Origin of the sequence: Paraburkholderia phymatum STM815 (genome assembly GCF_000020045.1) — a bacterium.
In the GTDB taxonomy this organism is placed as follows: domain Bacteria; phylum Pseudomonadota; class Gammaproteobacteria; order Burkholderiales; family Burkholderiaceae; genus Paraburkholderia; species Paraburkholderia phymatum.
Genome location: NC_010625.1, coordinates 963,549 through 990,037, shown reverse-complemented (window position 1 = coordinate 990,037; position 26,489 = coordinate 963,549). Strand labels below are relative to the sequence as shown.

The following is a 26,489-nucleotide window of genomic DNA, read 5'->3' as shown; positions in this document are numbered from 1 at the left end:
CGGCCGGCAACGGCTTGATCGCGCCGTTACAGATAGCTGCAGACGTAGTCGAGCGTTTCGACCACGTCGATATCGAAGCGGCTCTTGCCGGGCACCGAAAACGATTCGCCGGCGGCATAGGTCTTCCACTCGTCGCTGCCTTCGAGGCGGATGCGGCACTTGCCAGCCTGCACTTCCATCAGTTCCGGTGCGTCGGTGCCGAAGTTGAGCGTGCCGGGCAGGATCACGCCGAGCGTCTTGCGCGTGCCGTCAGCGAAGAGAACCGTGTGCGAGACGCACTTGCCGTCGAAGTAGACGTTGGCTTTCTTCACTACGGAAACCTGGTCGAATTGCGTTGCGGCCGTCATGGCGATGTCCCTCTGGGTCGTTGTGAATGGATCCGGCGGCGCCATGCGAATGCGACGGCGCGAGCCCGCCATCATACCAATGCCGGTGACGTGCATTCGACTGCGGCACGCCGGGCATATGCCCTTCGCCTTGCTCTGGCCAGCCCTCGCTCCGAACCCGGACAAACCCTCAGAGCGTTCGATCATCGCGCATTTGTGCGCGATGATCGAACGAACTGGTGTATCGTTCGCTTGTGTATCAGGGCCGCGGGGCGCTACTCTGCGGTCCATCTGGTGACATCTGGACGTCGCCAGCCTACAAAGCTAGGAGACAACCATGACCGCAGTCCCGGCTCACGAGCCACACGGTAAGCATCAGTCGAAGAAGGCCGCCGCCAGCGGCTGGATTGGATCGGCGCTCGAATACTACGACTTCTTCATCTACGCGACCGCTTCGGCGCTGATCTTTCCGCAGATTTTCTTCGCGAAGGGCAACGCGACGACGGCGATCGTCGCATCGCTGGCGACGTACGGCGTGGGCTACGTGGCGCGGCCGATCGGCGCGTTCGTGCTGGGTCACCTCGGCGACACGCACGGCCGCAAGAACGTGCTGCTGTGGTGCATGTTCATGATGGGTTTTTCGACGATAGGCGTCGGCCTGCTGCCCACCTACGAGCAGGTCGGAGTGCTCGCTCCCGTGCTGCTCGTGATCCTGCGCCTCGTGCAAGGCTTTGCGGTGGCAGGCGAAATCTCGGGCGCAAGTTCGATGATTCTGGAGCACGCACCGTTCGGCCGTCGCGGCTTCTACTCGAGCTTTACGCTGCAGGGCGTGCAGGCCGGGCAGATTCTCGCCGCAGCCGTGTTCCTGCCACTCGCGCATTACATGCCCGCAGATCAGTTCAACACCTGGGGCTGGCGCATTCCGTTCCTGTTGAGCTTCGTCGTGATCATCGCGGGCTGGATCATTCGCCGCAAGGTAGACGAGACGCCCGCGTTCAAGGAAGAAGGCAAGCGCGAGACGCGTCCTCGTTCGCCCGTGGTCGACGCGTTCAAGTACAGTTGGCCGAACATGCTGCGCGTGGTATGCATGTCGCTGATGAACGTGATCCCTGTCGTCGCGACGATCTTCGGTGCGGCCTATGCCGTGCAACCCGCCTACGGCATCGGTTTCGCGAAAGACGTGTACCTGTGGATCCCCGTGGTCGGCAACATTGTCGCCGTGATCGTGATTCCGTACGTCGGCAACCTGTCGGACAAGATCGGCCGCAAGCCGCCGATGATCGTCGGTTCGCTGCTGGCTGGCCTGCTCGCGTTCGCTTACCTGTACGCGATCAGCATCCACAACGTGCCGTTCGCGTTCGTGATGTCGCTGCTGATGTGGGGCGTGGTGTATCAGGGCTATAACGCGGTCTTCCCCAGCTTCTACCCGGAACTGTTCCCGACCCGCACCCGCGTTTCGGCAATGGCGATTGCACAGAACGTCGGCACGGCGATCACCGCGATGCTGCCCGCCCTCTTCACGGCCGTGGCGCCCCCGGGAGCGGCGAACATCTGGTTGACCGTCGGCGCCCTCGCATTCGCCGTCACCGTGATCGCCTCGCTGGCTGCATTCAGCGCGCGCGAAACCTATCGTGTCCATATGAACGATCTGGGCCAGCCCGACGCGAAGCCGGTCGAAAAGAGCGAATACGACCGCCTGCGGGCTGACGGATTCGCCCACTGAACCAACCTGACCAGTCGTTTGAGAGAGCACCCCTGACCATGATTTCTGGAAAAACCACTCTCATCGCGCACATCGGTTTTCCGACCGAGAGCTTCAAGTCGCCGATGATCTACAACCCGTGGTTCGAGCAGAAGGGTATCGATGCCGTCGTCGTGCCGATGGGCGTCAAGGCGGAAGACTACGAGCAGAGCTTCAAGTCGATCTTCCGCTTCACCAATCTGCGTGGGGCGCTCATCACGATGCCGCACAAGGTGACGACGGTCGGGCTGGTCGATGAAGTCACGCCCGCCGTGCGCATCGCGGGTGCCTGCAACGCGGTGCTCAGGCGAGCCGACGGTACGCTTTTGGGCGATCAGTTCGACGGCGCCGGTTTCGTGCGCGGCGTGCTTCGCAAGGGGCGGCAACTGAAAGGCGCGCGCGTGCTGGTGTCGGGTTCGGGTGGTGTGGGTTCGGCGATCGCGGCATCGCTGGCGGCGGCCGAAGTTGGAGAACTGGCGCTGTTCGACACGCGTGCGGATTCCGCCGAAGGGCTCGCGCAGCGGCTGCGCGACAACTATCCGGCACTGACGGTGCGCACGGGCTCGAACGATCCGCACGGCTACGACGTCGTGGTGAATGCAACGCCGCTCGGCATGAAAGACGGCGATCCGCTGCCGTTCGACGTCGCGCGAATTTCGCCGGAATGCTTCGTCGGCGAGGTCGTGATGAAGTCGGAGTACACGCCATTCCTGCGCGCCGCGCGCGAAAAGGGCTGCGAAGTGCAGGTCGGCACCGACATGCTGTTCGAAATGATTCCCGCGTACCTGGAGTTCTTCGGCTTCGGCACTGCGACGCCGGAAGAACTGCGCAGCGCTTCGACGATCGCATACTGAGTCTTTTTCTTCACGCTTGATGGCGGCAAGCAGTGTGTCTGCGCACGAAACGATCGCGCGAGATGCACTGCTTGCCGCTTGCGTTGACGGCCGCGTCAATCGACGACGGCAACGATGTTCACGGTCCCTTGCCTCGCCATCTTCGCGTATGGGCACAGGCGCTCGGCGTTGCGCACGAGTTCTTCCACTACCGCTCGTTCGACACCTGGAACCCGTACGCGCACATCGATGGCGAGTGCGTAACCGCCGTCCATCGGATCGCGTCCGAACGCGACCTGCACGTCGACGGCCATATCGTCGAGTTCGATGCCGATGCGTTTGCCAAGCAGGTTCAATGCGCCGTGGAAGCAGCCCGCAAAGCCTGCGGCGAACAGCTGCTCGGGATTGGTCCCGTCGCCGCAACCGCCGAGCTCTTCGGGCAGGCGCAGTACCAGATCGAGGTTGCCGTCGTCCGAGCGCGCGACGCCTGACGCGCGGCCATGTCCCGTCGTCCCGCCCGAAACGGTGACGGTGGTCGTGTACAACGGCGCGAAGTCGCGGCCACGATATCGGTCGAGTTGGGGAAGCGGGGGCGCTTCCAGCTTCTTGTTGCTCATGGAACCTTCTCGGACATGGCGACGAACGTCGCGATTTGCACGCGACGACTCGAAGCCGGTGTGACGAAGGCGGACTGCGTCAGCAGGGCGCCCGTTTCGATGCTAGGCGACCCGAAACGCGACGGGTAGCGTCATGCAGGGAATCACGGTGTTGCCCGATGAGCGCCAATCGCGCGAGGCGTTACCGTTGCTGGGTGTCATTCCTTTTTCGTCTTGCGATCCTGGGGCTGCGGCTGCCGTTCGGCACCGCGTTGTGTCGGCGCCCGCGTACATGCGTCCGGCGGCGCCGGATCCGCTACGTCATTGCAGCAGCATGCATACACCGGAAAGCCGTATGCGTTCGTGCGGACGACGGTCGTTGGCCCGTGCAGTGGACAAACCGCGTTCATGGCGCCTCCTGCAATCGATCGGTCGACGCGTTCTATCGTACACGCGGCGCGCCAGTCCGGCATGGCAGCGCCGGATCGTGCATGCCGCGCTTCTTGCAAGGCGTCGCAGCGGTCGCGCCCGGTTCGTGCTGTTGAATAGAAGGGCTTCCCGATAGAGTGCGGGATAATCCACGCCATCTGCGAACCGACTGCGATACGACCGACTATGAAAACTCATCGCCTGCTTTGCTTTGGCCGCCAAGACGATAGTGGCAACGCTGCGCTCGTTGTCGACGAGTCGGCGCTGACTGAACGGGAACGGCTGACGTTCGCCAGGCAGCAGGACGCAAGCGCGACGGTATTCGTCGACGCAAACGCCGCCGGCGACATGCAACTTGACTTTTACTATCCGCATGCCCGCAGCCCGCTTTGCCTGCACGCGACGCTTGCGGCGAGCGCGGTGTTCTTCGAACGCCATCCCGACGCTGCACGACTCCGCTGTGTCACGAGCATGCATCGGCAGACGCTGGAGGTCGAGCGCATAGAAGAAAGCATCTTCATAGGCGTGAACGCACAGCCTTGTCCTGCATTGGCCATCGATATCGCCGAAACGGCGCAATTGCTACGTGTCGAGGCGGCTGGACTGAAAGGCGTGCCTCGACTTGCATCGGTGGGCAGCGCGAAGCTGCTGGCGGAGGTGGCTGATCCCGTCGCGCTGGCTGGGCTGCGCCCGGATCTCGCGGGCATCGCCAACTGGAGCCGCAAGCACGGTGTATCGGGCATGTATGCGTATTGCCGCATCGATGACAGCGTCTACGCAGGCCGCAATTTCAATCATCTGGAGCCGCGGTTCGAAGATGCAGCGACAGGCGTGGCGGCGGGCGCGCTCGCGTTGTCGCTCGGGCGAAGCATCACGCTGCTGCAAGGCGACGCGCTCGGCCAGCCGTGCACGCTGCTGACGCGTTATCGGGACGGGGCGGTGCAGATCGGCGGACGAGCCGTCAGGCACGCGGGCTGATCTGTTTCTCCGCCGCGCAAGATCATCCGCCGACGGGCGACAGCTCCATCCGCTTGCGCTGCAAAAAACGCCGGACGGCGGGGTCGCGTTCGAGGCCGATCGCGAGATCGTACGCGCCGAGCGCTTGCGCCGTCGCACCGGCTCGCGCGAGCAGATCGGCGCGCGCCGCCCAGTACGGCTGGTAATCGGCCAGCCGCGGATCGTCCGCATAGGGCGCGAGCGCATCGAGGGCCGCCTGCGCGCCGTCGCGCTCCGCCAGCGCGAGCGCGCGATTCACGGCGACCACGGGCGACGCCGCAAGCGAAAGCAGCGCATCGTATAGCTGCACGACTTCGTCCCAATTCGGACGACGGGTGCGGCAGCGATCCACGTGCGCCGACTGTAGCGCGGCCTCGATCTGAAAGCGCCCGATGGCGTGAAGACCGTTCGCGTGCCGCAGCAACGTGTCGGCGGCATCGATCATCGGCGCGTTCCATGTCGCCGGGTCCTGGGCCGACAGCGGCACATACTCGCCCGCCGCATCGCGCCGTGCGTCGCAACGCGCGTGGGCAAACAGCATCAACGCGAGCAGGCCGAGCGCCTCAGGTTCGTCGGGCAGCAGCTCGACGAGCAGGTGCGCGAGAAACAGCGCTTCCCCCGTCAGAGCACGCCGCTCGGTATCGCCGCCGACGGGATCCGTCCAGCCTTCCGCATACGCGGCATAGACGGCTTCGAGCACGGCGTCGAGCCGGCCCGGCCAATCTTCGCGCTCGGGCACGCTGAACGGAATGCCCGCTTCGCGAATCTTGTTCTTCGCCCGCACGAGGCGCTTGCTCATCGCAGTGGGCGACATCAGGAACGCCGACGCAATCGTCTTCGCATCGAGTCCCAGCACGACTTGCAGCATCAGCGGCGTGCGGATCGCGGGATCGAGGGCAGGGTGCGTGCACGCGAACAGCAGCGCGAGCCGCCCGTCGGGTAGCGCGCCCGCTTCATGTTCGTCGATCTCGTCGATGAGAATCGCGAGCTGGTTTGTCACCTTGTCGCCGGCGCGTCGATGGCGCGCGCCGTCGATCGCCCGGCGGCGCGCTACCGTCATCAGCCACGCTTCGGGATTCGCGGGACAGCCGTGCGTCGGCCAGTCGGCGAGCGCGGCCGCAAATGCGTCGGCGAGCGCGTCTTCCGCTGCGGCGATGTCGCGCGTGCGCATCGCCAGCAGCGCGACAAGCTTGCCGTAGCTGCGGCGCGCAACCGCCTCGGCGACGGCCCGCGCGGCGGCATCACCGTCAAGGCCGTCGCCGCCGGACCGAATCATGTCGCAGACGGCGCGTCGTAAGGGGCGGTCCAGACGGGCCGCACTTCCATTGCGCCGTGAGCCGCGCCGGGACAGCGCGCCGCCCACGCGATCGCCGCGTCCAGATTCGGCACATCGATCAGGTAATAGCCGGCGAGCTGCTCCTTCGAATCGGAGAACGGCCCGTCGAGCACCTGCGGCTTGGTATCCACGAGGCGCACCGTGGTGGCCGTGTTCGAGTGCTGCAGCCGGTTCGCGCCCACCAGCGCGCCCGCCTTGCTCAACGATTCCGTATACGCGTGATACGCCGCGACGCCTTGCTGCCGCTCGCTATCCGTCATCTGGTTCCAGCGGGTTTCTTCCGAATAGATCATCAACAGATATTGCATATGAGCCTCCGTCATGAGGTTGGGGCGGGCAATTACATCGGGGCCGCCATCACAATGACGCGCGGGCCGCACGCTGACGGACAGGTGCGTCGAAAAAAAATCGCGGACGGCGCAGCCGGGCGACTCGCGATCCGCAGGTTCACGCGCTCCGGACGAGGACGACAGCGTACTTGCACGCCCGCGAACTTTCATTCTTGAAGACGCAGTCGCTCGGCGGGCCGAGTTCCAGGCAGTCGCCTGCGCCCAGTTGGTGCCGTTCTCCGCCTTCGATAAACACGAGCTCGCCGTCCAGCACCCAGATCAACTGCTGTGAGTGCAGATATGCGGATGCCGGCATCGGAATTTCCGTCGACGGCGGCAGATCGATCTCGACCAGATTCAGCGGCGACGCCGATTTCGGCGAAACATGGCGCCGCACATAGCCGCTTTGCGGATCGACCCAAAGCGGCTGTTCGGCCCGCCGCAGCAGGCGTCCGTCTTCGAGTTCGGCGAGCGCCAGCAGCGCCGACATGCTCATGCCGAAGGCCCCGGCGAGCTTCGCCAGCAGCGACGCAGTGGGGCTGCTTTCGCCGCGCTCGACTTTATGCACCATCGCCCGCGATACACCGGATTTTTCTGCGAGACTGGTCAGCGACCAGCCACGGCCCTCCCGCTCAGCACGAATTCGGGCGCCGATGCGCTGATCGACATTGTCTATTATCGTATTCATTCGTTACACTATAGTGGACGAACGAGGAGTCAGCCAATGCAAATTCGCGATGCAGGTCCGGAGCACATCGAAGGTATCACGGCAATCTACAACGACGCCGTTGCGCACACCACCGCGATCTGGAACGACCAGGTCGTCGATCACGCGAATCGCACCGCATGGCTGGCCGACCGGCAGAAGGCCGGCTATCCCGTGCTCGTCGCCGTCGACGATCAGGGCGCGGTGCTCGGCTACGCATCGTTCGGCGACTGGCGCGCGTTCGACGGCTACCGTCACACCGTCGAACATTCCGTGTACGTGCGCGGCGATCAGCGGGGCAAGGGCCTGGGGCGCTCGCTGATGCAGGCGCTAATCGGCAGGGCGCAGTCGATCGGCAAACACGTGATGGTGGCGGGCATCGAAGCGAACAACGCGAATTCGATCCGTCTGCACGAGCAGCTCGGGTTCGAGCACGTGGGACATCTGAAGGAAGTCGGCATGAAGTTCGGCACGTGGCTCGATCTGGCCTTCATGCAGTTGAAGCTCGACGACCGTCCTACGCCGGACGCCGCCAGCACGCGATGATCTCGCCGGGGCCGGTCGCTGCGCTGCGCTTACGCGTCGCTGCGCTTACGCGTTGCTGCGCAAGGCATCCACCACCACCGTCAACGCTTTCCAATACTCGCGCCGGCTGGCCATCCGCTGACGGATGTCGGCTCAGGCGAGCGTCAACGTCTCGACAGGGAAGCGCTCATGCGCGACCGGCGAGGTCTGCGTCCCGATCTCCTCGACCATGCGTGTGAGGCGCACCTTATCGGCGCAATAGAGGACGGAGTTCATCCTGCTTGCGAGCTGCATCCATACGAACAGCGCCTCGTTCGCGGCTGCCGTGAAGAACACGCGTTCCTTGTCTTCAAGTCTCGAGCGCTGCTTTCTGGCGGCTTTCACATGAGCGGCAATCCGCTTTTCCATCGTCAGGGTCAGCGCATCGTAGTCGATGCAATCTGCGGTCATTTCGCGTTCATCTCCAGTCTTGCAGTCGCTGCAATCATAGGGGCGAAAAATAGCATGGCTTGACAGTGCGTCTCAGTGTCAGTGCCGGCGAAAAAGCTCCCGGTTGACCGTGGACTGCAACGAGGCGGTGATTTCCGTTTGTCCATGAGGCTGGGCTGGCGCCGCCGCGGCTGGGATGGCGGGCGTCTCCGATACGTTGGGCACGTTGTCTCGCGGCGCCGTCGTAGCGGCTGCCGTTCTCGCCAGCGGGCGCGTGATTGCCGGTTCATGAACCGTACGTTCGTTGTGCAGCGGGGGCGATCCCTGCGCCGAAGCCAACGGGAGGCCCGCCGTCGTTGGGCTTGCGCGATTCGTCTTTGGCGCGGGCGATGCAGCGTGTGCGCGCATTGCGCTCGTGCCCGTGCCCGTGCCCGTGCCCGTGCCCGTGCGGGTGCTCGTGCCCGTGCTCGCCTGTTCATCCGTGCTTCGCGGCGCCTGGTGCGCCAACGCCGGCGTCGCTGGGGGATCGTTCCGCTTCGTTGCTGGTTTCGCGGGCGCAACCGTCGATGCATCGGTGGGGGATCTTCCCGTGTCGGGCGGCTTGTTGCGCGCAACGGCAACGCTGGGCGCGCTCGGGGTATGACTGGGTTGTGTATCGATCGTCGCTGTTTTGCTGGCCGCGGGAATCTCGGCTGCACGGCTCGGCACTTCTGCTATTTGCGCGGCGGGGATCGCCGGCAAGACGAGTTCCCGTTGCGCCGGCTGGGCGGCCGGGCGCGGCTCTTCGTGCTTTGCAAAGCGGCGCAATTGCGTCTGAGCGGCTTCCCGTGCGGTCAGCGTCACATACGTACCGAATGCGATGGCGAAGCCGAACAGGACGATCGCCACGCCCGCGCTCAGGCTCCAGTCCGGCGCGCCCGTTTTGTCGATTGGCGGCGCGAGCTGTCTCGGCCTCGACCGCACGCGCACGATCACAAGGGGGCGCGTGATGTCATTCGCGCGCTTCGATCGCTTCACGGACGGACCGGACGCGAGAGGCGTGGACGGAGCGCATTCATCGAGCGGCCGTGCGGGATCGCCGTTTGTGGGCGCGTCGTCTTGCGTCGCGCTCGATGGCTCTCGCGACGTCGCAAGACGTTTGCGAATGATGCCCATATTCGGTCTCCCCATCCCGCCGACAAGTCAGCACCCTGCGTTCTTCTCATTGGCAACCAGTTGGACGCGATCCTTCTGGCGCGTTGCGCGGCGCTGTCCGTTCTATCGATTCTGGGTCGCCGCGCGCCCAAACGCATTCTTCGGCATGAAGGCGGCTTCGTATGTTGGTCGGGGCACAAAGCTCGCTTGCATCGCGAGCGCGCCTAACCGGCGCCCGATGCATTCCACAGCGCACCGTACAAAGCGCGAACGGGGTTGAACAGCGTGGGCGCGTCAGCTGTCCTTGGGTTGAAGGGCGGCCGCGGCCCGCACGCGCATCACCGTCTGACGCGATGTGCCGAAACGGCGCGCCACTTCGCTGACGGACAGGCCTTTGCCGAGAAAGCGGAGGATGCGCTCGTGATCCGCGGGCGATAGCGAAGCCGGTCTGCCCGTCGGACGTCCCTTTTCCCGCGCCGATTTCAGGCTGCTGGCGCTCCGCTCGCTGCGTGCTGTCGTCTCCATCCGGATGATCGCCCGCAGCGTCTTGACGGCCTGCGGCTCCGGACGCCGGGTGAGTTCGGCGCCGCCGAGCTCGACGCACCGCACGGCAATCTTTGCCTTGCGGCACTGCATGAGCGTCCATAGCACGTCGCGCGCATTGCAGCCAAGCGACGACAGCTCCAGTACGACCAGCGCGTCCTCCGGGGCGATCCGGCGCAGCAGCGCTTTCAGTTCCATGCGGTCCGCTGCCGGCACGAAAGGCGGCACGTTGTCCACCGCGACGCGATTGAGCACGACGGTGTAACCGGCACGATCGAGGTCGATCAGTTCCTGCTCGGGGAACTGGCGGGCGTGCGGGTTGTTGATGTAGAAGTACGTCTTATGCGCAGGGCCGTCCGGCTGGAAGTGCGGCGGAATCGTTTTATTCGTGGCCATTGCCGAGAATTCCCTGCTGGATGATGGTGTCGATCGAAGCGGGCTTCGCCAGCACCGTGTCGAAGCCGTTCCAGTCGTCGGACAGCAGCGCGGGCGGGACCATGGCGATCATGCGCGTTGACGGCGTGACTTTGAGCCGGCTGATGACCTGCGTGTCCGCCCGTCCCGGCTTGCGTCCGAAATCGGCGATCACGGCGGAAGGCGGTTCGATCGATCTTTCTTCGTCCCATGAATGATGAGACATGACCTTCGCCCTGAAACCCCGCAGGCGCAACAGAAGCGCGATCGACTCCGCTACGTGCGAGTCGCCTTCCAGCACCACGACCAGCCTGTTCATGCAGTGTCGATAGCTGTCGGCGATGGCCGCGCTGCGCAAGGCGGCTTCGCTGCTCAGCCAGAATAGCCGGGCCTCGTCATAGGCAAACCGTGCCGAACGCAGCGCCGCTTCATCGGCGTGCGGTCTGGCGGCCAGCGTCTGCAGACGTACCTGGGCCGCTTCGAGCCGCCTGAACGCTTTGTCGAACTGCGCCTTCGCATCTCGCACAGGATCGTTGCCGGTGTCGTTCGCCACCTATCGCCTCCTTGACTCTCCTTTCGCGGCGGCCCGTACGGTCGGGCACGGGCGGCCGGACGCGTCGCCGATCGAAGAGAGCATGAACGCCCCGGCGCGACGGCCCGGGCGGTTCCTAATGCCGCAAGCGCGAGACCACATGGAGCAGATCTTCGAGCATCACGGGTTTCTTCAGGTGCGCATCGAAGCCGGCGTTTTCCGCCATCTTCACATCGGCTTCCTGGCCGAAACCGCTGAGCGCGATGCAGATCACGGATTTGAGCCCAGGTTCTTCGCGCAGCTTGCCGACGAACTCTAACCCGTCCATGCCATGCATGCCGATATCGGACAGGACGACATCGGGTACGTCGCCATTGAGCATCGCCAACGCTTCTTCGCCGCTGGCGGCGGTCTTCACGATTGCACCTTCGCTTTCGAGCAACAGTTTGAAGGTTTCCGTGGTTGCCGCGTCGTCGTCGACCATCAGAACCCGGACACCGCGCAACGAATCGACCGCGGCGTCGCCGTCGGCGCCGCTCGCATACGAAAGCGTGCGATGCGTCGGCAGCGTGACCGTGAACGTCGAGCCGCGGCCCACGCCTTCCGATTCCGCCCGCACGGCGCCGCCGTGGAGATTCACGAGCTCCCTGACCAGCGCGAGGCCGATGCCGAGGCCCGAGCGGCGCGTTACGGGATCGCGGCTCTGCTCGAACATCTCGAAGATATGCGGCAGCAGCGAGGGCTCGATGCCCTTGCCCGTGTCCGACACGCGCAGCACGGCCTCGCCATGCTCGTTGACTCGCAGCGAGACATCCACGGAACCGCGGTTCGTGAACTTCATTGCGTTGCTGACCAGGTTCCAGACCACCTGTTCGACGCGCGTCAGATCGGCATGGATGATGACGGGCGACTCCGCCATCGTGACATTGAGGGTGAGCCCGCGCTGCCGCGCGTCATCCTGAACGGCATTGCAGACGCGTTGCACGATTTCGCGCATATCGACGGCGGTGCGTATGATGGACAGCTTGCCCGTGCGCACGCGCGAGATGTCGAGCAGATCGTCGATGATCTGCGCCTGGCCGATCACCGTGCGGCGGATCGTGTCGGCCGCGCGCGAGATGTTCAGGCTCTGCCGCGTTTCCGGCGCGCGCGCGATCAGTTCCGCGCTGGCGGAGATCAGATTGAGGGGATGCTTCAGTTCGTGCGACACGACAGCGAGAAACTCGTCGCGGCGCCGCTGCGCATCGCGCTCGGCGGCGGCGCGCAGCGTTTCGGTGTGGCTGCCCCGTTCGGTCGTCGCGACGTGGCCGAATTCGCCGAGATCGCGTGCGATCTTCGCGAAACCGCTGACGCCCGCTTCGTCCAGACGCGACAGGACGCCGCTCGCGAAGAAGCGTGTGCCGTCCTTGCGCACGTGCCACCGTTCCTCCTCGGTGCGGCCGTTCAGCCGCGCTTCCGCGAATTCTGCCTGCGCAATATTGCTGGCGCGGTCCTCTTCGGTGGACAGCATGTCGGCGGACTGGCCGATCATTTCGGCCTCCGTGTAGCCGAAGATCCGTTCAGCGCCCGCATTCCAGCTCGTGACGAGGCCTTCGTCGTCGAACGTGATGATCGCGTAGTCCTTGGTGCCTTCCGCGACGATGCGCATGCGCCGCTCGCCTTCGCGCAGACGGTCTTCCGCCTGGCGGCGGCCCGTGATGTCGATGAACGACAGCACGGCGCCGTCGATGCGGTCTTCCGTCGTGCGATAAGGCACGAAGCGCGCGAGATACCAGCGGCCGTCGTTGCTCTTCAGCTCGCGCTCGATCAGGCGCAGGGAGTCGAACGCTTCCGCAGCGTCGTCGGCGAGCTTGTCGTATTCGAGCCGGTGCGTGATGTCGAGCAGCGAGCGCCCGATGTCAGACGGGATGATGCTGAACACGTCCGTGGCGCGCGGCGTGTAGCGCTTGATGCAGATATTGCGGTCGACGAAGATCGTGCCGATGTCGTTGGCGGCGATCAGGTTCTGCAAGTCGTCGTTGATCTTGCCTGTTTCCTCGACCTTCGACTTGAGTTCCGCGTTGACCGTGGTGAGCTCTTCGTTGATCGACTGCAGTTCTTCCTTGCTCGTTTCGAGCTCTTCCGTCGCCGAGCGCAGTTCCTCGTTGATCGCCTGCAATTCTTCGTTGGAGGCCTTCAGTTCTTCCGTCGACGTTTCCGATTGTTCGATGGTCGACTGCAACTGTTCCTTCGTGCGTTGCAGCTCGCGTTCGAGCTGGCTGATGATGGGGTCTTTCTGCGCGTCGGACGCCGACGTTTCCGAGCCGCCCATGCTGTCTTCGACTTCGTCGAACAGCACCAGCACGAAGTCTGCATTCGCTTCCGGATCGTGCACGGGGCGCGCCGTCATGTTGACGAAGTACGATCGGCCCTCGTGCTCGATCCGCACGCGGCGCGCTTCGACGCTGCGATTCGTGTGCAGCGCCTGATAGATCGCGGTGCGCAATTCGAGCCTGAGTTCGGGGCGCACCACGGCGACGATGTTGTGCGACGGTTCGCCGCCCGAATACTGCAGGAAGCGGCCCGCGCGATCGGACAGATGAACGATTTCGGAGTCGCGGCTCACCAGCACGCTGGGCGGCGCATATTGTTCGACGAGGCGTTGATGCAGGTCGCCGAACGAGAAGCGGCGGCGTCCCGGCGGCTGCACCGTCGCCACGACGGGCCGCGCGCTCGCCATGCCGGAGATCGCGACAGGCACGGGCGTATCGCCGCGCACCGCCATGTTCGCGCGGTAGATGCGGTTACGCTTGTCGATCACGCTGAACATCGAGCTCACGCTGTCGGCCGATTCGGAACTGCCGAGAAACAGCACGCCACCCGGCCGCAGCGCAAAGTGGAACATCTTCAGAATCTCGATCTGCGCTTCCCGGTCGAGATAGATCAGCAGATTGCGGCAGCAGATCAGGTCGAGCCGAGAGAAGGGCGGGTCGCTCAGCACGTTGTGATGCGCGAACAGCATGTGCTCGCGCAGTTCCTTCTTCACACGATAGTGCGCAGCGTCTTTTGAAAAGAACTGGCGCACGCGGGACGTGCTCACGTCGGCGAGAATGGAGTCGGGATAGAGGCCTGCGCGCGCGAACGAAATGGCCCGCTCGTCGATGTCGGTGGCGAACACCTGGAACGAGACGCCCTCCGCCGATTTCAACGAGCGCTCCTGCAGCAGCATGGCCAGCGAATAGGCCTCTTCGCCCGTTGCGCAGCCGACCGACCACGTGCGAATCCGGTCCTGCTCGCCGCGCCCTTCGAACAGTTGCGGCAGCACTTCGCGCTCGAGCACCTCGAACGCTTCCTTGTCGCGGAAGAAGTTGGTCACGCTGATCAGCATGTCCTGCAGCAGCGCCTGGGTTTCGTCCTGATGCAGGTGCAAGTGGTCGCGGTAGGCCTGGAGATCCGTGATGCCGTTGACCTGCATGCGCCGCTCGATGCGGCGCAGAACGGTGGCCCGCTTGTAGTGGCGGAAGTCGTGGCCCGTGCGCGTGCGCAGGATGACCATGATTTCACGCAGCGCGCGTTCGGCGGACTCGTTCGAGATGGTTTCATCGCGCTCGTCGCCCTCGGCGATGGGCAGATGAATCTCCTTGGTCGTCAGCCACAGATCGAGCAGGCGCTGCGGCATTTCGGCCGCGGTCAGCACGAAATCGACCATGCCCGTCGCGATCGCGCTGCGCGGCATGCTGTCGTATTCGGCCTCGGCGGGGTCCTGGGCGAGCGTGATGCCGCCCATCTCCTTGACGCGCGACAGTCCGACCGAGCCGTCCGAACCCGCACCCGACAGCACGATGCCGATTGCGCGCTCTCGATGAGCTTCCGCAAGCGTACGGAAGAACAGATCGATCGCCGCGCGGCGGCCATCGTCCGGTTGCCTCGGCATGACCCGCAGATAGTCGTCGACCATCGTCAGCTCGAGCGAAGGCGCGATCAGGTACACATGGTCGGGTTCGATGGGTGTGGCGCTCGTGACTTCCAGCACGGGCATGTCAGTGGTCTTCTGGAGAAGCGAGGCGAGATTGCTTTCGTGATCGGGCGCCAGATGGACAATCACCACGAAGGCCATCGACGTGTGGGCGGGCAACGCTTCGAAGAACTCCCGGAGTGCGCTCAGTCCACCCGCAGAAGCGCCAATGCCCACGATTGGGAAGTTGGCCTGGCTGGGCAGTGTCTGTGCACGTTTTTTCGGCATTGCCGCATGTCCAATGGAGAATAGGGTCGGCCAGCGGTTGCCGGTCGCTTAGCCGACAACATCACCAGGCGTAGACCGCTATTATCGCTCCAGCAGGAGTGACTGCAAGAGTCCTGCCGCCTCGTTCGCGCGGCGTGCGATCTCTTCTTCGCGCGTCTGTGCGGCCGTGTCTCCTTGCTTGCCGAAAAACTCGCCCCTAGCGCGGCACGCCATCTCGCGCTCCTGTAGTGCGCGCATGGCGTCCATCATCGATCGTTCGACGTCGTCCTCGCGGCCGGACGCGAGCGACCCGGTGGTGTAGGCGTGTCCCGTATGGCACCGGTAGCGCAACAGGCGGGAGCCGTTCACCTGCCATAGCGAGCCGTTGCAGTCCGGGCAGGTGAACATGGAGGGCACGCCTAGCTCCCGCAATGCCTCGACAGGCGACCGGTCGCCGATCCACGCGTGCTGCTCGGTGGTGATCCGGCGATGAGCGGTGGCGTGGCATGCGCTCTCGGTTTTCCCCGGTGCCGGTGGCGTGCCGCCCACGAGTTGCACGAGGCGCGCCGCGAGCCCGGCGACAGGCAGGATGTAGTCGGCAAAGGGCGAGGCGTTGAGCGGCATGTCGCGCGCGAACGCGTCGGCGGGATCTTGCACCAGCGTCGCGCCGCCGCACGCCTGAATCGCTTCGAGGCCCGCCGCGCCGTCGTCGAGCAATCCCGTGAGCACGACGCCGATGGCGCGCGGACCCATTTCGAGTGCGGTGCTGCGAAACAGCGGATCGATTGCGGGCCGTGCGAAGTTTTCCTTTGCGCCATGCACGAGACGCAAACGCGTACCATCGACGATCAAGTGCCGGTCTGGCGGCGCCACGTAAATCTTGCCGCGCGCATAGATCTGACCATCTTCGGCGTGGCGGGCTTCGAGCGGACCGGCAGCGCTGAGAAGCGACGGCAGCAAACTCTCATGTGGGCCCACGTGCAGCACTATGGCCACCGTCGCGGGCAGGTCGGGCGGGAACCGGGACGCGAGGTCGCGCAACGCGTCGACACCGCCCGCCGACGCGCCTACTGCAATGAAGTCACGGTGGGTCAAAGTGCCTCCCGTTCGCCTGAACCCTTGTGCTTAGCAATCCGCATGCCTCGGTTTACGGCGAGCGAGGAGGAACGGACGACGGGTCGGATGGCTGCCTCGATACCTGTCCCCTCGCCTCCGTTGCTCCCTAACAAGCGTGGATAGACGTTAGCCGCCGCCGATGCCTTGCAGCACCTTGCCGGTACCGTTGCACACGCTGCAGCGTTGCCCTTCGACGCTGCCTGTGCCGTGGCATGCGCGGCACGTGTCTTCGCCAATACCCGGTGCGTCGGGCGGCCCCTCGTCGCCGGGGCTCAGGGGTGACTGGTCTGGTTGCATGTCGGACTCCATTCGGTTCGAGAGCTAGGCTCGATTGCTTCTAGCCGCAAGTGGCGTTCCTGTCGAAGGCGCAAAGACTGCGGGCCAGGTCACATCGCCGTGTCGCCGCCGAGCGAAGGCGAGATCGTGCTGTCGCGGGTCGGATCGTCCGCGCGTTCGTCGGGACGCACAGGTCTCATCGACACGGGCGGATGATCGCGATTGCAATTCTCGATGCTCCCCTGAACGAGACATTGCTGAAACGCGTCGGCGTCTTCCTTCTTTGCAAACGTGTAGCAGGTCTGCTCGACCTGGAGTTCGGTATCCGATGTGCGGATCGTCGTGATGCTCATGGCGTGCTCCGTGGTTAATGCAGTAAACCAAGGGCAAGCTATGTTCCCGCTGGAGCGGGAAGCGCAAGGACGGTGTCGGTGTACGACATCGTCGGGCGTACGATAGCCATCATTTACGGACATATCGAAGTGCTTAACAATCTTGCTGGCAGACACTAGTCTGTCAACAGGAGCGAGCGTCACGCATCTCGTGGAAGTTGGCACCATGCTCACGGAAGGCGGACCGCTCTACGTCTTCACGGCGGCATTGTTCCGGACGATCAGACATGACGCGCAATCGGCAGTTGACTGGGCGTGTGGGCGGCATCACGGTTCAGGCGGCGTGCGGCAATCTGCACGTGATCGCGCTTTGGCGAGTGCTCACGGATGCGGGCGCGTGCGTGCAGGGTACGTCGACGACGTGCGTGCGGCGCGATGAGTTCGAGCGCATCACGATCAGTTTCGCGCCGCTGAGCAGGGCGCAGGCCGACCGGATCCTGTCGAGTCTCAAGGAGCAGAGGTGGATCACCCACGCGCTGCTTCATGTGCTGGGGCCCGAAAGCGAGGCGGGGCCGAGCCTCGAAGAGTAACCGCAGCGACGCGTTGAGCCGCGTCGCTGCACGTCATTCCGTTGCTGCGGGCAACGGATAGCCGGAGGGCCATCTCTGGCGCCCGTGCGACCGGCACTGTTCCCTGTGCCGGTCGCTTTTTTGCTGCCTCCGACCGGCTGAATGGACGCGGGCCACGGACGGCATGGCCGCGATTCGTCCGGGTCGCGAACGCGATAGCTGTCCACGCGGGCCTCGTATGCCGGAAGCGGATGCGCTACTGCGCGAGACCCTTCTTCGCGGCGAGGTCTTGCGCCATCTGATAGTGCTTCTGGATGGTCGGCAACGCGTCCTGCGCCGCCTTCTTCAATTTCGCGTCCTGGCCGTCGGCGATCTCCTTTTCAAACGCGGCAATCGCCTGCTTATGGCCTTCCACACCGACCTTCGAAATATAGGCCTGGTCGAACGCCTTGCCCTTCAGCCCCTTCAGCGAACCGAGCGCCGCGGTGTCCGAATTGTCCTTCGGAACGGTCACGCCATGCGGCGCGGCCATTTTCAATTGCACCGTCAGCTTGGTGTGATCGAGCATCATGTGATGCGCGAATGATTTCACGTCCTTGTCTTCAGAGTTCGCGGTGGCGAGCTTCGATGCGTCGATCTCCGTCGACGACGACATCGACGCCGCTTGCACAAAGTCCTTGTCGGCTTGCGCCAACGGATTGGCTGATGTCGTCGACGCAGCTTCCGTCTGGGCAGCGAGCGGTGTAATGGCGGCGGTGCCCGCGACGACGAGCGCGCTCATGAACACGTGATTGAGCCTCATGCATGATCTCCCTTGATCGGTGTGTGAACCTGATGCATAGCAAGCCGCGAACCGCGCCGTGCGAATGCGCGTTCATGCCGGCTTGGGTGAGATCTGCAAGCGATGTGCCGCCTCGAGATCGGGCGGCGCGTCGAGGGTCGCGCGCTTTTCGACGACACGCGCGGTGGCGCTTGTGATGCAGCGACTGGCGGCGCTGCGTGTAGGGACTGTGTCGATAAAACTGAGGCGGGCTCAGTGCCGATGATGCATCAGGTCGACGTAATGCGTATCGAGCCAACGGTCCGCACGTCTCTGGTTGCTCTGCCTTTCATGGCGGCTGGCCATCCACAACAGCGCCGCGAGCACCACCATCACGGCCGGCCCAAGCAGGTAGGCGAGCAAGGTTTCATTCACGGCATCCTCCAGTGTGACGTGGCTGCGTTTCCATTCTAGGCGACCCGCCGCGCGATGCACAGCTGGGGTTATCCGTTCACTTCGTGAGTGCGAGCAGCCGGCGTGACGGTCCATGTCGGCGCCAACCCGCGTCGCGTCGGTGACGGACGATGCGGACACGGTCGACAGGCGCGTGGCCGTCACAGACGCGGCGATGTATGAAGCAAAGCGCGAGAAGAAGCGCATCGGCGTCGCCTCGGCCACCCATCGGATGGCGGGTAGGCGTTCGTCCGTGTGCCCTGGCGCACGCATTGCTCATGGGAGCGTCGATGGGAACTTCGGGAGCCGCTATGCAGACGGGTAGGGAAGAATGGTGAAGCCGACGATCCCGCTGCTTGCCGTGAGCTTCTTCGCTGCCGACGTGCAGGCGGGCGCCGGCCCGTTTCTCGGCATCTTCCTGCAGGCGCGCGGATGGACGCCCGATACGATCGGCACGGTGATGACGCTCGGCGCGATCGTCGGCATGCTGGCGACGCTGCCCGCCGGCGCGCTCGTCGATGCGACGTCTCATCGCCGCGCGATCGTGGTGGGCGCTGGCGCGCTGACGATTGCCGCCGCGTGGGTAATCTGGGTGTCGCAGCACTTCTGGCCCATCACGCTGGCGCTGACAGCCACGGCGATCGCAGGAACCACGATGGGTCCCGCCATGATCGGCCTCACCCTCGGCATGATCGGCAAGAGGAACTTCGATCGGCAATACGGCCGCAACCAGGTCGCCAACCATGCTGGGAATATCGTCGCGGCCGTCCTGTCGGGCGTGCTCGGCTGGTGGCTCGGGATTCCGTACGTGTTTGCGCTCGGCGCGGCGTTCGGCCTCGCATGCATCGGTTCCGTGCTGCTGATTCCTCCCGGTGCCGTGCATCGGCACTTTGCGCGCGGCCTTGCACATCGCGACGAGAAAGAGCCGTCGCCGGTGCCCGTCGACAGCATGCGCATACTGTTGCACAGCCGCCCGCTGCTGGTGCTCTCGCTGGCTCTGGCGGCGTTCAGTCTCGGCAATTCCGCGATGCTGCCGCTTTATAGTCTCGCTGTCGCCGCGACGCATCACCGGGATGCAAGCCAGATCGCGGCTGCCAACATCGTGATTTCGCAGGTCGTGATGCTGATCGCCGCCGTCTATGCCAGCCGGGCGATCCGCCGCTGGGGCTTCTGGTGGGTCATTCTCGCGACCTTGATCACGCTGCCCCTGCGCGGCTTCACCGCGGCGCTGCTCGATACGCCGTGGGGCATCTTGCCCGTGCAGATCTTCGACGGCCTCGGCTCCGGGCTCCAGGGCGTCGCGATCCCCGCGCTCGTGATGCATCTGCTGCATGGCACGGGGCGCGTGAATCTCGGCCAGGGCGCGGTGCAGGGCGTGGAAGCTGCCGGCGCGTGTCTGAGTCCGATGCTGGGCGGCTGGATTGCGAACCGCTTCGGTTTCCCCGTCGCGTTCATGGCGCTCGGCAGCCTGACCGCCATTTCACTGGCCGCGTGGATCGTTCTGGGTTCGCAGATCCGGCAGGCTTTCGATACGCGGCGCGGCGAACTGGAGGGCATGGAGGATCTCGACGTGTCCGCGCTCTTTCGCGAGCCGGATGTGCGTCCTGGTGCATCCCGCCGCAGCGTGCGGGCCGTGTGCCGATCGCACGGTGCTCGTTCCGCGAACAGATCCGGGCCGAACACCTCGTAATGGATGCGCGATTTGTGAAATCCATGCGGTACTGTCCGGGTTCGAAGTTTGCAACGGGCTTGCCGTCGATGGGCGCGAGCACGTACGACGTGATCACGCTGCTTTCCGCCTTCTTTTCCATCACGACGAACGCATGCAGCCGTGCGAAACCGATCGCTTCCGTACACGCTAGCGAGTCGCCGCAGAAGTTACCATGCAGTGTGCATGCGTGAGCATGGCGCTTCATTGCACCCGCCTGCATTGCCTATCGCGCGGTGTTCCCGCGCGGCATTCACGAACGACTGCCGTCGACACGAGCGCTTATGGAGTCCACCGATTTCGTCAACCTGAAGCTGCGTCCGTGCGGCCCTGGCGACGAGGCGATCCTTCTGAGGATACTGAAGCCGTCGACGGCATTGCGCGCGCAAGGCTACGAACTGCTCGGCGACGTCGTGCAGTTCGGTCAGCACGACACGCAACTGGCGAACGCCATGCTTGCATTCGCCGACGGCGTGCCCATTGGCGTTCTGAATATCGACCGGCGCCCTACGGAATGGCGGATCACGGCGCTTCATATCGATCTCGACCACAGGGGCAAGGGCTACGGCAGTCTGTTGCTGATCGCCGTGCAGGACGAAGCGCAACTGGCAAAAGTCAGCGTCTCAGCGATACTCGAGCGCGGAAATCCTGCCGTGCGCCTGTTCATCAAACACGGCTTCACTATCGCGACGGAGACGGACGTCGAAGTTCTGTTGAAGTGGCGCGCGCCGGCGCGCTAAACGTGCTGTCTTCACTTGCGCGAAACACGCTTCTTGCGCTCGCGCACGTCGATAGCCGTATCGACTGGCGTGAAGGGCGCCTGAAAACGATCGACGAGGAAATCGATGAACGCACGCGCACGCGCCGTCTGATTGCGCTGCCTCGGGTAGTAGACGAACAGGTCGGCTGACGGCAGGACCGTATTAGGCAGCACCAGCTTGAGCCGTCCGCTCTGCACGTACTTCGCCAGGTCCCATTCGGAGCGGATCAGGATGCCGTGGCCGTCGAGCGCCCAGCGAAGCACAATGTCGCCGTCGTTGCTGGACAGCGCGCCCTTCACCTTGATTGCCTCGATGTGATCGTTCACGATGTAGCGCCACACGCCGTAAGCGTCGTCGTTCTGCCGGTGAATGATGCAGCGATGCTGCTGCAAATCGTCCACGCGCTCGGGCGTTCCGAACCTTTCGAGATACTTCGGCGACGCGCACAGAAAGCGGCGATTGCTCATGATGCGCCGCGCGCTGAGGCGGCTGTCGGGCAGTTCGCCGAAGCGGATAGCCATGTCGAACGCGCCTTCGATCAAATCGACGGGTCGGTCCGTCACTTCGAACTGAACCTCCACGTTCGGAAAACGCTTTGCGAAGTCCGAGACGAGCGGCGCAATGGTGGTTCTGCCAAACCCGAGCGTCGCGTTGATGCGCAACAAACCCTGCGGGTCGCGTCCAGCGCCAGAAATCGCCTCTTCCATTTCACGAACCTGCCCGACTATCTGGGTCGCGTAGCGCAGATACGTTTCCCCCTCGGGCGTGAGACTGACGCTTCGCGTGGTGCGGTTGACGAGACGCGCACCGAGCCGCCGCTCGATGATGCCCAGCCGCTTCGTCGCGGCGGGCGGCGTGAGGTCGAGCGCGCGCGCAGCACCCGACATGCTCTTGAGCTTCGCAAGCAGAATGAAAAACTCGAAGTCGGAGGCGCTGTCAGTACTCACTTTTAGTGAAGGGTGAAATGAATCCTGGTGAAGTGTAGCAGGCTCTTTCGACGCTAAGCTACGCCCAACATTGCAGCCGAGGTGGCGCAACAACTGTTGAAAAGTCAGGAGACAGTGCCGTGAGAATCGTTGAAATCCGCGAAAAAACCGTTCCGATCAGCTCGCCGATCCGCAACGCCTATATCGACTTCAGCAAAATGACGCTGAGCCTCGTTGCCGTCATCACCGACGTGATCCGCGACGGCAAGCCGGTGGTCGGATACGGCTTCAATTCGAATGGCCGCTATGGCCAGGGCAAGCTGATGCGTGAGCGGTTCATTCCGCGATTGCTCGAAGCCGACCCTGCTTCGCTCGTCAACGATGCAGCGGACAACCTCGACCCGCACAAGATCTGGGCGACCATGTTCACGAACGAAAAGCCCGGCGGTCACGGCGAGCGCTCCGTCGCGATCGGCACGATCGACATGGCTATCTGGGACGCGGTGGCGAAGATCGAAGGCAAGCCGCTTTTCCAGCTGCTGGCGGACCGTTATGGCAACGGCCGGCCGAACCGCAAGATTTTCGTCTATGCGGCGGGCGGTTACTACTACCCGGGCCAGGATCACGGGAAGCTCAAGGACGAGATGCGCAGCTACATCGACCGGGGCTATACCGTCGTGAAGAAGAAGATTGGAGGCGCATCGCTCGATGAAGACCTGCGGCGCATCGACTCCATTCTGAGTGTGCTGCAGGACGGCCAGAAACTCGCCGTTGACGCCAACGGCCGTTTCGACCTCGACACCGCGATCCAGTATGCAAAGGCGCTGTCGCAATACGACCTGTTCTGGTACGAAGAGCCGGGCGACCCGCTCGACTTCGAATTGCAGGCAGCGCTGCGCAACTACTATGACAAGCCGATGGCAACGGGCGAAGATCTTTTCTCGATGCAGGACGCCCGCAACCTGATCCGCTACGGCGGCATGCGTCCCGACCGCGACTGGCTGCAGTTCGATTGCGCGTTGAGCTATGGTCTTGTCGAATATCTGCGCACGCTCGACATGTTGCATCAACATGGCTGGTCGGCGAGCCGTTGCATTCCGCACGGCGGCCATCAGATGTCGCTGAACATCGCGGCGGGCCTGGGGCTGGGCGGCAACGAGTCCTATCCTGACCTGTTTCAACCGTATGGCGGCTTCCCGGATGGCGTGCGCGTCGATAACGGCTACATCACCATGCCGGACCTGCCAGGCATCGGCTTCGAAGGCAAGTCCGATCTGATCGTCGAAATGCACAAGCTGTCGGCATAACGGCCGCTCGCAGCAGGGCGCGGGCGTGATTCGCCGGCGCCCGCCTTCACAAAATGACAAGCAACGCAGGCGAAATCCGGCCCGTACCCGTCGCATCGGCATGTTCCGCGGCGGGTGCTTGCGCGGGTGTGTCAGACGACGCCATGCAGGAGACAGACATGCTGGTATCCAGGTTCAGAAAGACACTTTCGAAGCTGTATGTGCAGGTGCTGATCGGAATCGTTGCGGGTATCGTGGTCGGGCACTGCTACCCGGACATCGGTTCGCAGCTCAAGCCACTGGGCGATCTGTTCATCAAGCTGATCCGCATGCTGCTGGCGCCGATCATCTTCGCGTCGGTCGTCGTCGGCATTGCGCGTATGAACGACCTGCACGAGGCGGGCCGAGTCGGCGTCAAGGCTGTGCTGTACTTCGAGATCGCGTCCACGATTGCGCTCGTGGCCGGCATGGTCGTGGTGAATATGATCAAACCCGGCAGCGGCATGAACATCGACCCCGCGCATATCGACAGCGCGGCCATCACCACCTATACGCACGCGGCTCAACAGCATGGCATGCTCGACTTCTTCATGAGCATCGTGCCGAACAGCGTCGTCGGGGCGTTCGCCAATGGCGAGATGCTGCCCATCATTTTCTTCTCCGTGCTGCTCGCGATCTCGCTCGCCAGGTTGGGTCCGCGCACCGCGCCGTTTGTGGACATGCTCGACATGTTCCTGCAAGGCATGTTCGGCGTGGTGCGCATCGTGATGTATGTCGCGCCTATCGGTGCATTCGGCGGCATGGCGTTCACGATCGGCAGGTACGGCATCGGCACGCTTGCGTCGTTCGGCGAATTGATGCTGTGCCTGTATCTGACGTCGATCTTTTTCGTGGTCGTCGTACTTGGTCTGGTCATGCGGATGTGCGGGTTGTCGCTGTGGAAGTATCTCCGCTATATCCGCGACGAAATTCTCATCACGCTCGGCACGGCGTCGACGGAAGCGGTGTTGCCGCACATGCTGATCAAGATGGAAAAGATGGGCTGCTCGCGTCCCGTGGTGGGCATGGTGCTGCCGACGGGCTATACGTTCAATGCCGACGGCACGGCTATCTATCTGACGATGGCGGCCTTGTTCATCGCGCAGGCGATGAACGTGCATCTGTCGATCTGGGACCAGTTGCTCGTGCTCGGCGTGCTGCTGCTGACCTCCAAGGGCTCGGCGGGCGTCGCGGGCGCGGGCTTCGTCGCACTGGCTGCAACGCTCGCTTCGATGCACAAGATTCCCGTTGAAGGTCTCGTGCTGCTGCTCGGCGTCGACCGCTTTCTCAACGAGGCGCGCGCCGTCACCAACCTGATCGGCAATGGCGTCGCGACGGTCGTCGTCGCACGTTGGGAAGGTCAGCTCGACATGACGAGGGCACGCGCCGTGCTGAATCGCGAGCGCACGCCGGACCACGAGGGTCGCGAGCCTCTCGCCCAGCCTGCAACGGAAATGGCAGCCGCTTCTGCATCTGCAAGAGAAGCGGCCGTGCGTTCGAACGTGCACTGAGCCAGACCGCGGGCTGCCGCTCCCGGTACCAGTAGCAATATTCAGGTGCGGATTGAAGGAAAAGTGAAGTTTCTGCAGATCAGTGCCGATATTGAAGACTGGTCCATTTGTATCGATGAATTCCGCATGAAACTCACCATCAAGTTCCGTCTACTCGCCACCTTGACGCTGCTCGGCCTGCTTTTGATGGTGAGCGGCGTGTTGGGCATCGCTGGCATGCACGGCTCGAACAGTGCGGTTGCCCAGGCCTACATGAGCGACGTGGCGGCGGCAACCTCATTGGGCAAGTCGAACCTCAACCTGACAGTCGTGCGCACCACGCTCGACCGTGTGCTGCTGCATCCTGAAGCACCCGACACAGGCGCATTGATCGACAAGGCGCTCAACTATCTCGCGGTGTCCGACGCGGCGTGGAAGGAATATCGCGCATTGCCTGCCTCCGATGCCGAGGCGGAACTGTCGAAAGCCGTCGCCGACGCGCGCGCGGCGATGCTGCATGGTGCGCTCGAGCCGATGGTGGATGCGATGCGCCGCGGCGATCACCCAAGCGCCGACCATCTCGCGATGGTGGACATGCCGCCGCTCGCGGCGTCGCTCACCCAGAAGACGGCGGCGCTGGACAAGTTTCGCACCGCGCAGGGCGCCGAACGCTACAAGAGCGCGCAGGACCGTTATGACCTGCTGTTCACGGTGACGCTCGTCGCGATCGCGGTTGGATTGCTGGCTTGCGTCACGTGCGGCTTGTCGCTGCTTCGTGCGATCGCGCGTCCGATCGAGATGACCGTGCAGCATGTGGAGCGGATCGCACAGGGCGACATGTCGCAACAATTGCGCTTCGAAACGGACGACGAAATGGGGCGTCTCGTGAACAGCGTCGGGCAGATGCAGCGAGGCGTCGCCGCGATGATCGAGCAGATCGCGCGCGGCAGCGATTCGATTGCGGCCGCGACGCAGCAGATTTCGGCCGGTAATGCCGACCTGTCGGCGCGCACGGAGGCGCAGGCGGCATCGGTCGAGGAGACTGCGGCCAGCATGGAACAGCTGACTAGCGCAGTGTCGCAGAACGCCGAGCACGCACGCGCAGCGCGCGCGCTTGCCGAAGAAACGAACGTCACGGCAGGCGCGGGCGCCGACGTCGTCAATCAGGTGATCGTCGCGATGAAGGACATTCACGACGGCGCCAAACGGATGAACGAGATCATCGGCGTCATCGAGGGCATTGCTTTCCAGACGAATATTCTTGCGCTCAATGCAGCTGTCGAGGCAGCGCGCGCCGGCGAAGAGGGCCGTGGTTTCGCCGTCGTCGCAGGCGAGGTGCGTACGCTCGCGCAGCGCTCGGCGAGCGCGGCAAAAGAGATCAAGGCCTTGATCGATGCATCGGCGGCACGCGTCGACGACGGCTCGCGTCTCGTCGGACGGGCAGGGCAGACCATCGGCGAAGTGCGCGCGGCCGTCAGCCGCGTGTCGTCGATCATGAACGAGATCGCGACGGCATCCGCCGAACAGAGCGACGGCATCGAAGAAGTCAATCGCGCGGTCTCGCAGATGGACGAGATGTCACAGCAGAATGCCGCGCTCGTCGAGCAGGCGGCTGCGGCGGCTGCATCGCTGAAGGAGCAGACCGATCTGCTGAAGGCGGCGGCCGGCCGTTTCCGGCTGGTCGGCGTGGCCTGACGGGCGCC

The 26,489-nt window shown here is 63.9% G+C and carries 27 protein-coding genes; 11 read left to right on the top strand and 16 right to left on the bottom strand.

The window, feature by feature from the left end; genetic code table 11:
- Window positions 1–26 precede the first annotated feature (26 nt).
- Window positions 27–347, bottom strand: a complete 321-nt coding sequence (ppnP, locus tag BPHY_RS31915) for a pyrimidine/purine nucleoside phosphorylase (protein WP_012405601.1) — start codon at window positions 345–347, stop codon at window positions 27–29.
- A gap of 316 nt (window positions 348–663) precedes the next feature.
- On the opposite strand from ppnP, the gene BPHY_RS31910 reads away from it, so the two are divergent.
- Both BPHY_RS31910 and BPHY_RS31905 read left to right on the top strand, forming a co-directional pair.
- Entirely contained in the window at window positions 664–2,049 is a 1,386-nt protein-coding gene (locus BPHY_RS31910; protein WP_012405600.1) for an MFS transporter, read from the top strand.
- A gap of 38 nt (window positions 2,050–2,087) precedes the next feature.
- Window positions 2,088–2,921: a shikimate dehydrogenase family protein gene (locus tag BPHY_RS31905; protein WP_012405599.1), complete on the top strand. Its 834-nt coding sequence runs from the start codon at window positions 2,088–2,090 to the stop codon at window positions 2,919–2,921.
- A gap of 95 nt (window positions 2,922–3,016) precedes the next feature.
- Here BPHY_RS31905 and BPHY_RS31900 read toward each other — a convergent pair whose 3' ends face one another.
- Window positions 3,017–3,517, bottom strand: a complete 501-nt coding sequence (locus BPHY_RS31900) for an Ohr family peroxiredoxin (RefSeq protein ID WP_012405598.1) — start codon at window positions 3,515–3,517, stop codon at window positions 3,017–3,019.
- A gap of 594 nt (window positions 3,518–4,111) precedes the next feature.
- Here BPHY_RS31900 and BPHY_RS31890 point away from each other — a divergent pair.
- Window positions 4,112–4,903, top strand: coding sequence for a PhzF family phenazine biosynthesis protein (locus tag BPHY_RS31890; protein ID WP_012405597.1), 792 nt, complete (start codon window positions 4,112–4,114; stop codon window positions 4,901–4,903).
- Between the two features lie 22 nt (window positions 4,904–4,925).
- On the opposite strand, the gene BPHY_RS31885 is transcribed toward BPHY_RS31890, so the two are convergent.
- The 3 genes from BPHY_RS31885 to BPHY_RS31875 all read right to left on the bottom strand — a co-directional run bounded on the left by BPHY_RS31885 (window position 4,926) and on the right by BPHY_RS31875 (window position 7,274).
- Window positions 4,926–6,197 carry an RNA polymerase sigma factor gene (locus BPHY_RS31885; RefSeq protein ID WP_012405596.1) on the bottom strand — a complete coding sequence of 424 codons (1,272 nt, stop codon included), beginning with the start codon at window positions 6,195–6,197 and terminating at the stop codon, window positions 4,926–4,928.
- Entirely contained in the window at window positions 6,194–6,565 is a 372-nt protein-coding gene (locus BPHY_RS31880) for a YciI family protein (RefSeq protein ID WP_012405595.1), read from the bottom strand. Before BPHY_RS31880 ends, BPHY_RS31885 begins: the two co-directional genes overlap by 4 nt.
- A 139-nt stretch (window positions 6,566–6,704) precedes the next feature.
- The gene (locus BPHY_RS31875) at window positions 6,705–7,274 is read right to left on the bottom strand and encodes a helix-turn-helix domain-containing protein (protein WP_012405594.1); all 570 of its coding nucleotides are present in this window, start codon (window positions 7,272–7,274) and stop codon (window positions 6,705–6,707) included.
- A 36-nt stretch (window positions 7,275–7,310) separates the two neighbouring features.
- Here BPHY_RS31875 and BPHY_RS31870 point away from each other — a divergent pair, with 36 nt between their 5' ends.
- Window positions 7,311–7,838 (top strand): GNAT family N-acetyltransferase, encoded by a 528-nt coding sequence (locus BPHY_RS31870; protein ID WP_012405593.1) that lies wholly within the window; start codon window positions 7,311–7,313, stop codon window positions 7,836–7,838.
- A 132-nt stretch (window positions 7,839–7,970) separates the two neighbouring features.
- Here BPHY_RS31870 and BPHY_RS31865 read toward each other — a convergent pair whose 3' ends face one another.
- The 8 genes from BPHY_RS31865 to BPHY_RS31830 form a co-directional block, all read right to left on the bottom strand.
- Window positions 7,971–8,267 (bottom strand): hypothetical protein, encoded by a 297-nt coding sequence (locus BPHY_RS31865; protein ID WP_012405592.1) that lies wholly within the window; start codon window positions 8,265–8,267, stop codon window positions 7,971–7,973.
- 78 nt (window positions 8,268–8,345) lie between these two features.
- Complete coding sequence (locus BPHY_RS31860; RefSeq protein ID WP_012405591.1) at window positions 8,346–9,401, bottom strand: hypothetical protein; 1,056 nt, start codon at window positions 9,399–9,401, stop codon at window positions 8,346–8,348.
- A 273-nt stretch (window positions 9,402–9,674) separates the two neighbouring features.
- Window positions 9,675–10,319: a helix-turn-helix domain-containing protein gene (locus BPHY_RS31855; RefSeq protein ID WP_012405590.1), complete on the bottom strand. Its 645-nt coding sequence runs from the start codon at window positions 10,317–10,319 to the stop codon at window positions 9,675–9,677.
- Window positions 10,306–10,890, bottom strand: a complete 585-nt coding sequence (locus BPHY_RS31850) for an efflux RND transporter periplasmic adaptor subunit (protein ID WP_012405589.1) — start codon at window positions 10,888–10,890, stop codon at window positions 10,306–10,308. The genes BPHY_RS31855 and BPHY_RS31850 overlap by 14 nt, the downstream gene beginning before the upstream one ends.
- Before the next feature lie 115 nt (window positions 10,891–11,005).
- On the bottom strand, window positions 11,006–15,091 hold the full coding sequence (locus BPHY_RS31845) for a CheR family methyltransferase (RefSeq protein ID WP_012405588.1): 4,086 nt from the start codon (window positions 15,089–15,091) through the stop codon (window positions 11,006–11,008).
- An 81-nt stretch (window positions 15,092–15,172) separates the two neighbouring features.
- Complete coding sequence (locus tag BPHY_RS31840; RefSeq protein ID WP_012405587.1) at window positions 15,173–16,165, bottom strand: chemotaxis protein CheB; 993 nt, start codon at window positions 16,163–16,165, stop codon at window positions 15,173–15,175.
- Between the two features lie 147 nt (window positions 16,166–16,312).
- A complete protein-coding gene (locus BPHY_RS42720; RefSeq protein WP_167538898.1) occupies window positions 16,313–16,483 on the bottom strand; it encodes a hypothetical protein in 171 nt (56 codons plus the stop codon).
- 89 nt (window positions 16,484–16,572) lie between these two features.
- Complete coding sequence (locus BPHY_RS31830; protein ID WP_012405585.1) at window positions 16,573–16,815, bottom strand: hypothetical protein; 243 nt, start codon at window positions 16,813–16,815, stop codon at window positions 16,573–16,575.
- A gap of 266 nt (window positions 16,816–17,081) precedes the next feature.
- Here BPHY_RS31830 and BPHY_RS31825 point away from each other — a divergent pair, with 266 nt between their 5' ends.
- Window positions 17,082–17,384: a hypothetical protein gene (locus BPHY_RS31825; protein ID WP_012405584.1), complete on the top strand. Its 303-nt coding sequence runs from the start codon at window positions 17,082–17,084 to the stop codon at window positions 17,382–17,384.
- 235 nt (window positions 17,385–17,619) lie between these two features.
- Here the strand turns inward: BPHY_RS31825 and BPHY_RS31820 are convergent, their stop codons facing one another.
- Both BPHY_RS31820 and BPHY_RS42715 read right to left on the bottom strand, forming a co-directional pair.
- The gene (locus BPHY_RS31820) at window positions 17,620–18,144 is read right to left on the bottom strand and encodes a DUF4142 domain-containing protein (protein WP_157686929.1); all 525 of its coding nucleotides are present in this window, start codon (window positions 18,142–18,144) and stop codon (window positions 17,620–17,622) included.
- 252 nt (window positions 18,145–18,396) lie between these two features.
- On the bottom strand, window positions 18,397–18,558 hold the full coding sequence (locus BPHY_RS42715) for a hypothetical protein (RefSeq protein ID WP_167538897.1): 162 nt from the start codon (window positions 18,556–18,558) through the stop codon (window positions 18,397–18,399).
- A 112-nt stretch (window positions 18,559–18,670) separates the two neighbouring features.
- Here BPHY_RS42715 and BPHY_RS42125 point away from each other — a divergent pair, with 112 nt between their 5' ends.
- The 3 genes from BPHY_RS42125 to BPHY_RS38900 all read left to right on the top strand — a co-directional run bounded on the left by BPHY_RS42125 (window position 18,671) and on the right by BPHY_RS38900 (window position 21,024).
- Window positions 18,671–18,901 (top strand): hypothetical protein, encoded by a 231-nt coding sequence (locus BPHY_RS42125; RefSeq protein WP_157686879.1) that lies wholly within the window; start codon window positions 18,671–18,673, stop codon window positions 18,899–18,901.
- A 6-nt stretch (window positions 18,902–18,907) separates the two neighbouring features.
- Window positions 18,908–20,266 (top strand): MFS transporter, encoded by a 1,359-nt coding sequence (locus BPHY_RS31810; RefSeq protein WP_012405581.1) that lies wholly within the window; start codon window positions 18,908–18,910, stop codon window positions 20,264–20,266.
- 302 nt (window positions 20,267–20,568) lie between these two features.
- A complete protein-coding gene (locus BPHY_RS38900) occupies window positions 20,569–21,024 on the top strand; it encodes a GNAT family N-acetyltransferase (protein WP_012405580.1) in 456 nt (151 codons plus the stop codon).
- Between the two features lie 11 nt (window positions 21,025–21,035).
- On the opposite strand, the gene BPHY_RS31795 is transcribed toward BPHY_RS38900, so the two are convergent.
- Entirely contained in the window at window positions 21,036–21,932 is an 897-nt protein-coding gene (locus tag BPHY_RS31795) for a LysR substrate-binding domain-containing protein (RefSeq protein ID WP_244257752.1), read from the bottom strand.
- A gap of 179 nt (window positions 21,933–22,111) precedes the next feature.
- On the opposite strand from BPHY_RS31795, the gene BPHY_RS31790 reads away from it, so the two are divergent.
- From BPHY_RS31790 to BPHY_RS31780, 3 genes are all read left to right on the top strand, one after another.
- A complete protein-coding gene (locus BPHY_RS31790) occupies window positions 22,112–23,278 on the top strand; it encodes a mandelate racemase/muconate lactonizing enzyme family protein (RefSeq protein WP_012405578.1) in 1,167 nt (388 codons plus the stop codon).
- A gap of 158 nt (window positions 23,279–23,436) precedes the next feature.
- Window positions 23,437–24,807, top strand: coding sequence for a C4-dicarboxylate transporter DctA (dctA, locus tag BPHY_RS31785; protein WP_012405577.1), 1,371 nt, complete (start codon window positions 23,437–23,439; stop codon window positions 24,805–24,807).
- A gap of 126 nt (window positions 24,808–24,933) precedes the next feature.
- Complete coding sequence (locus tag BPHY_RS31780; RefSeq protein ID WP_041766130.1) at window positions 24,934–26,481, top strand: methyl-accepting chemotaxis protein; 1,548 nt, start codon at window positions 24,934–24,936, stop codon at window positions 26,479–26,481.
- The last annotated feature ends 8 nt before the right edge of the window (window positions 26,482–26,489 follow it).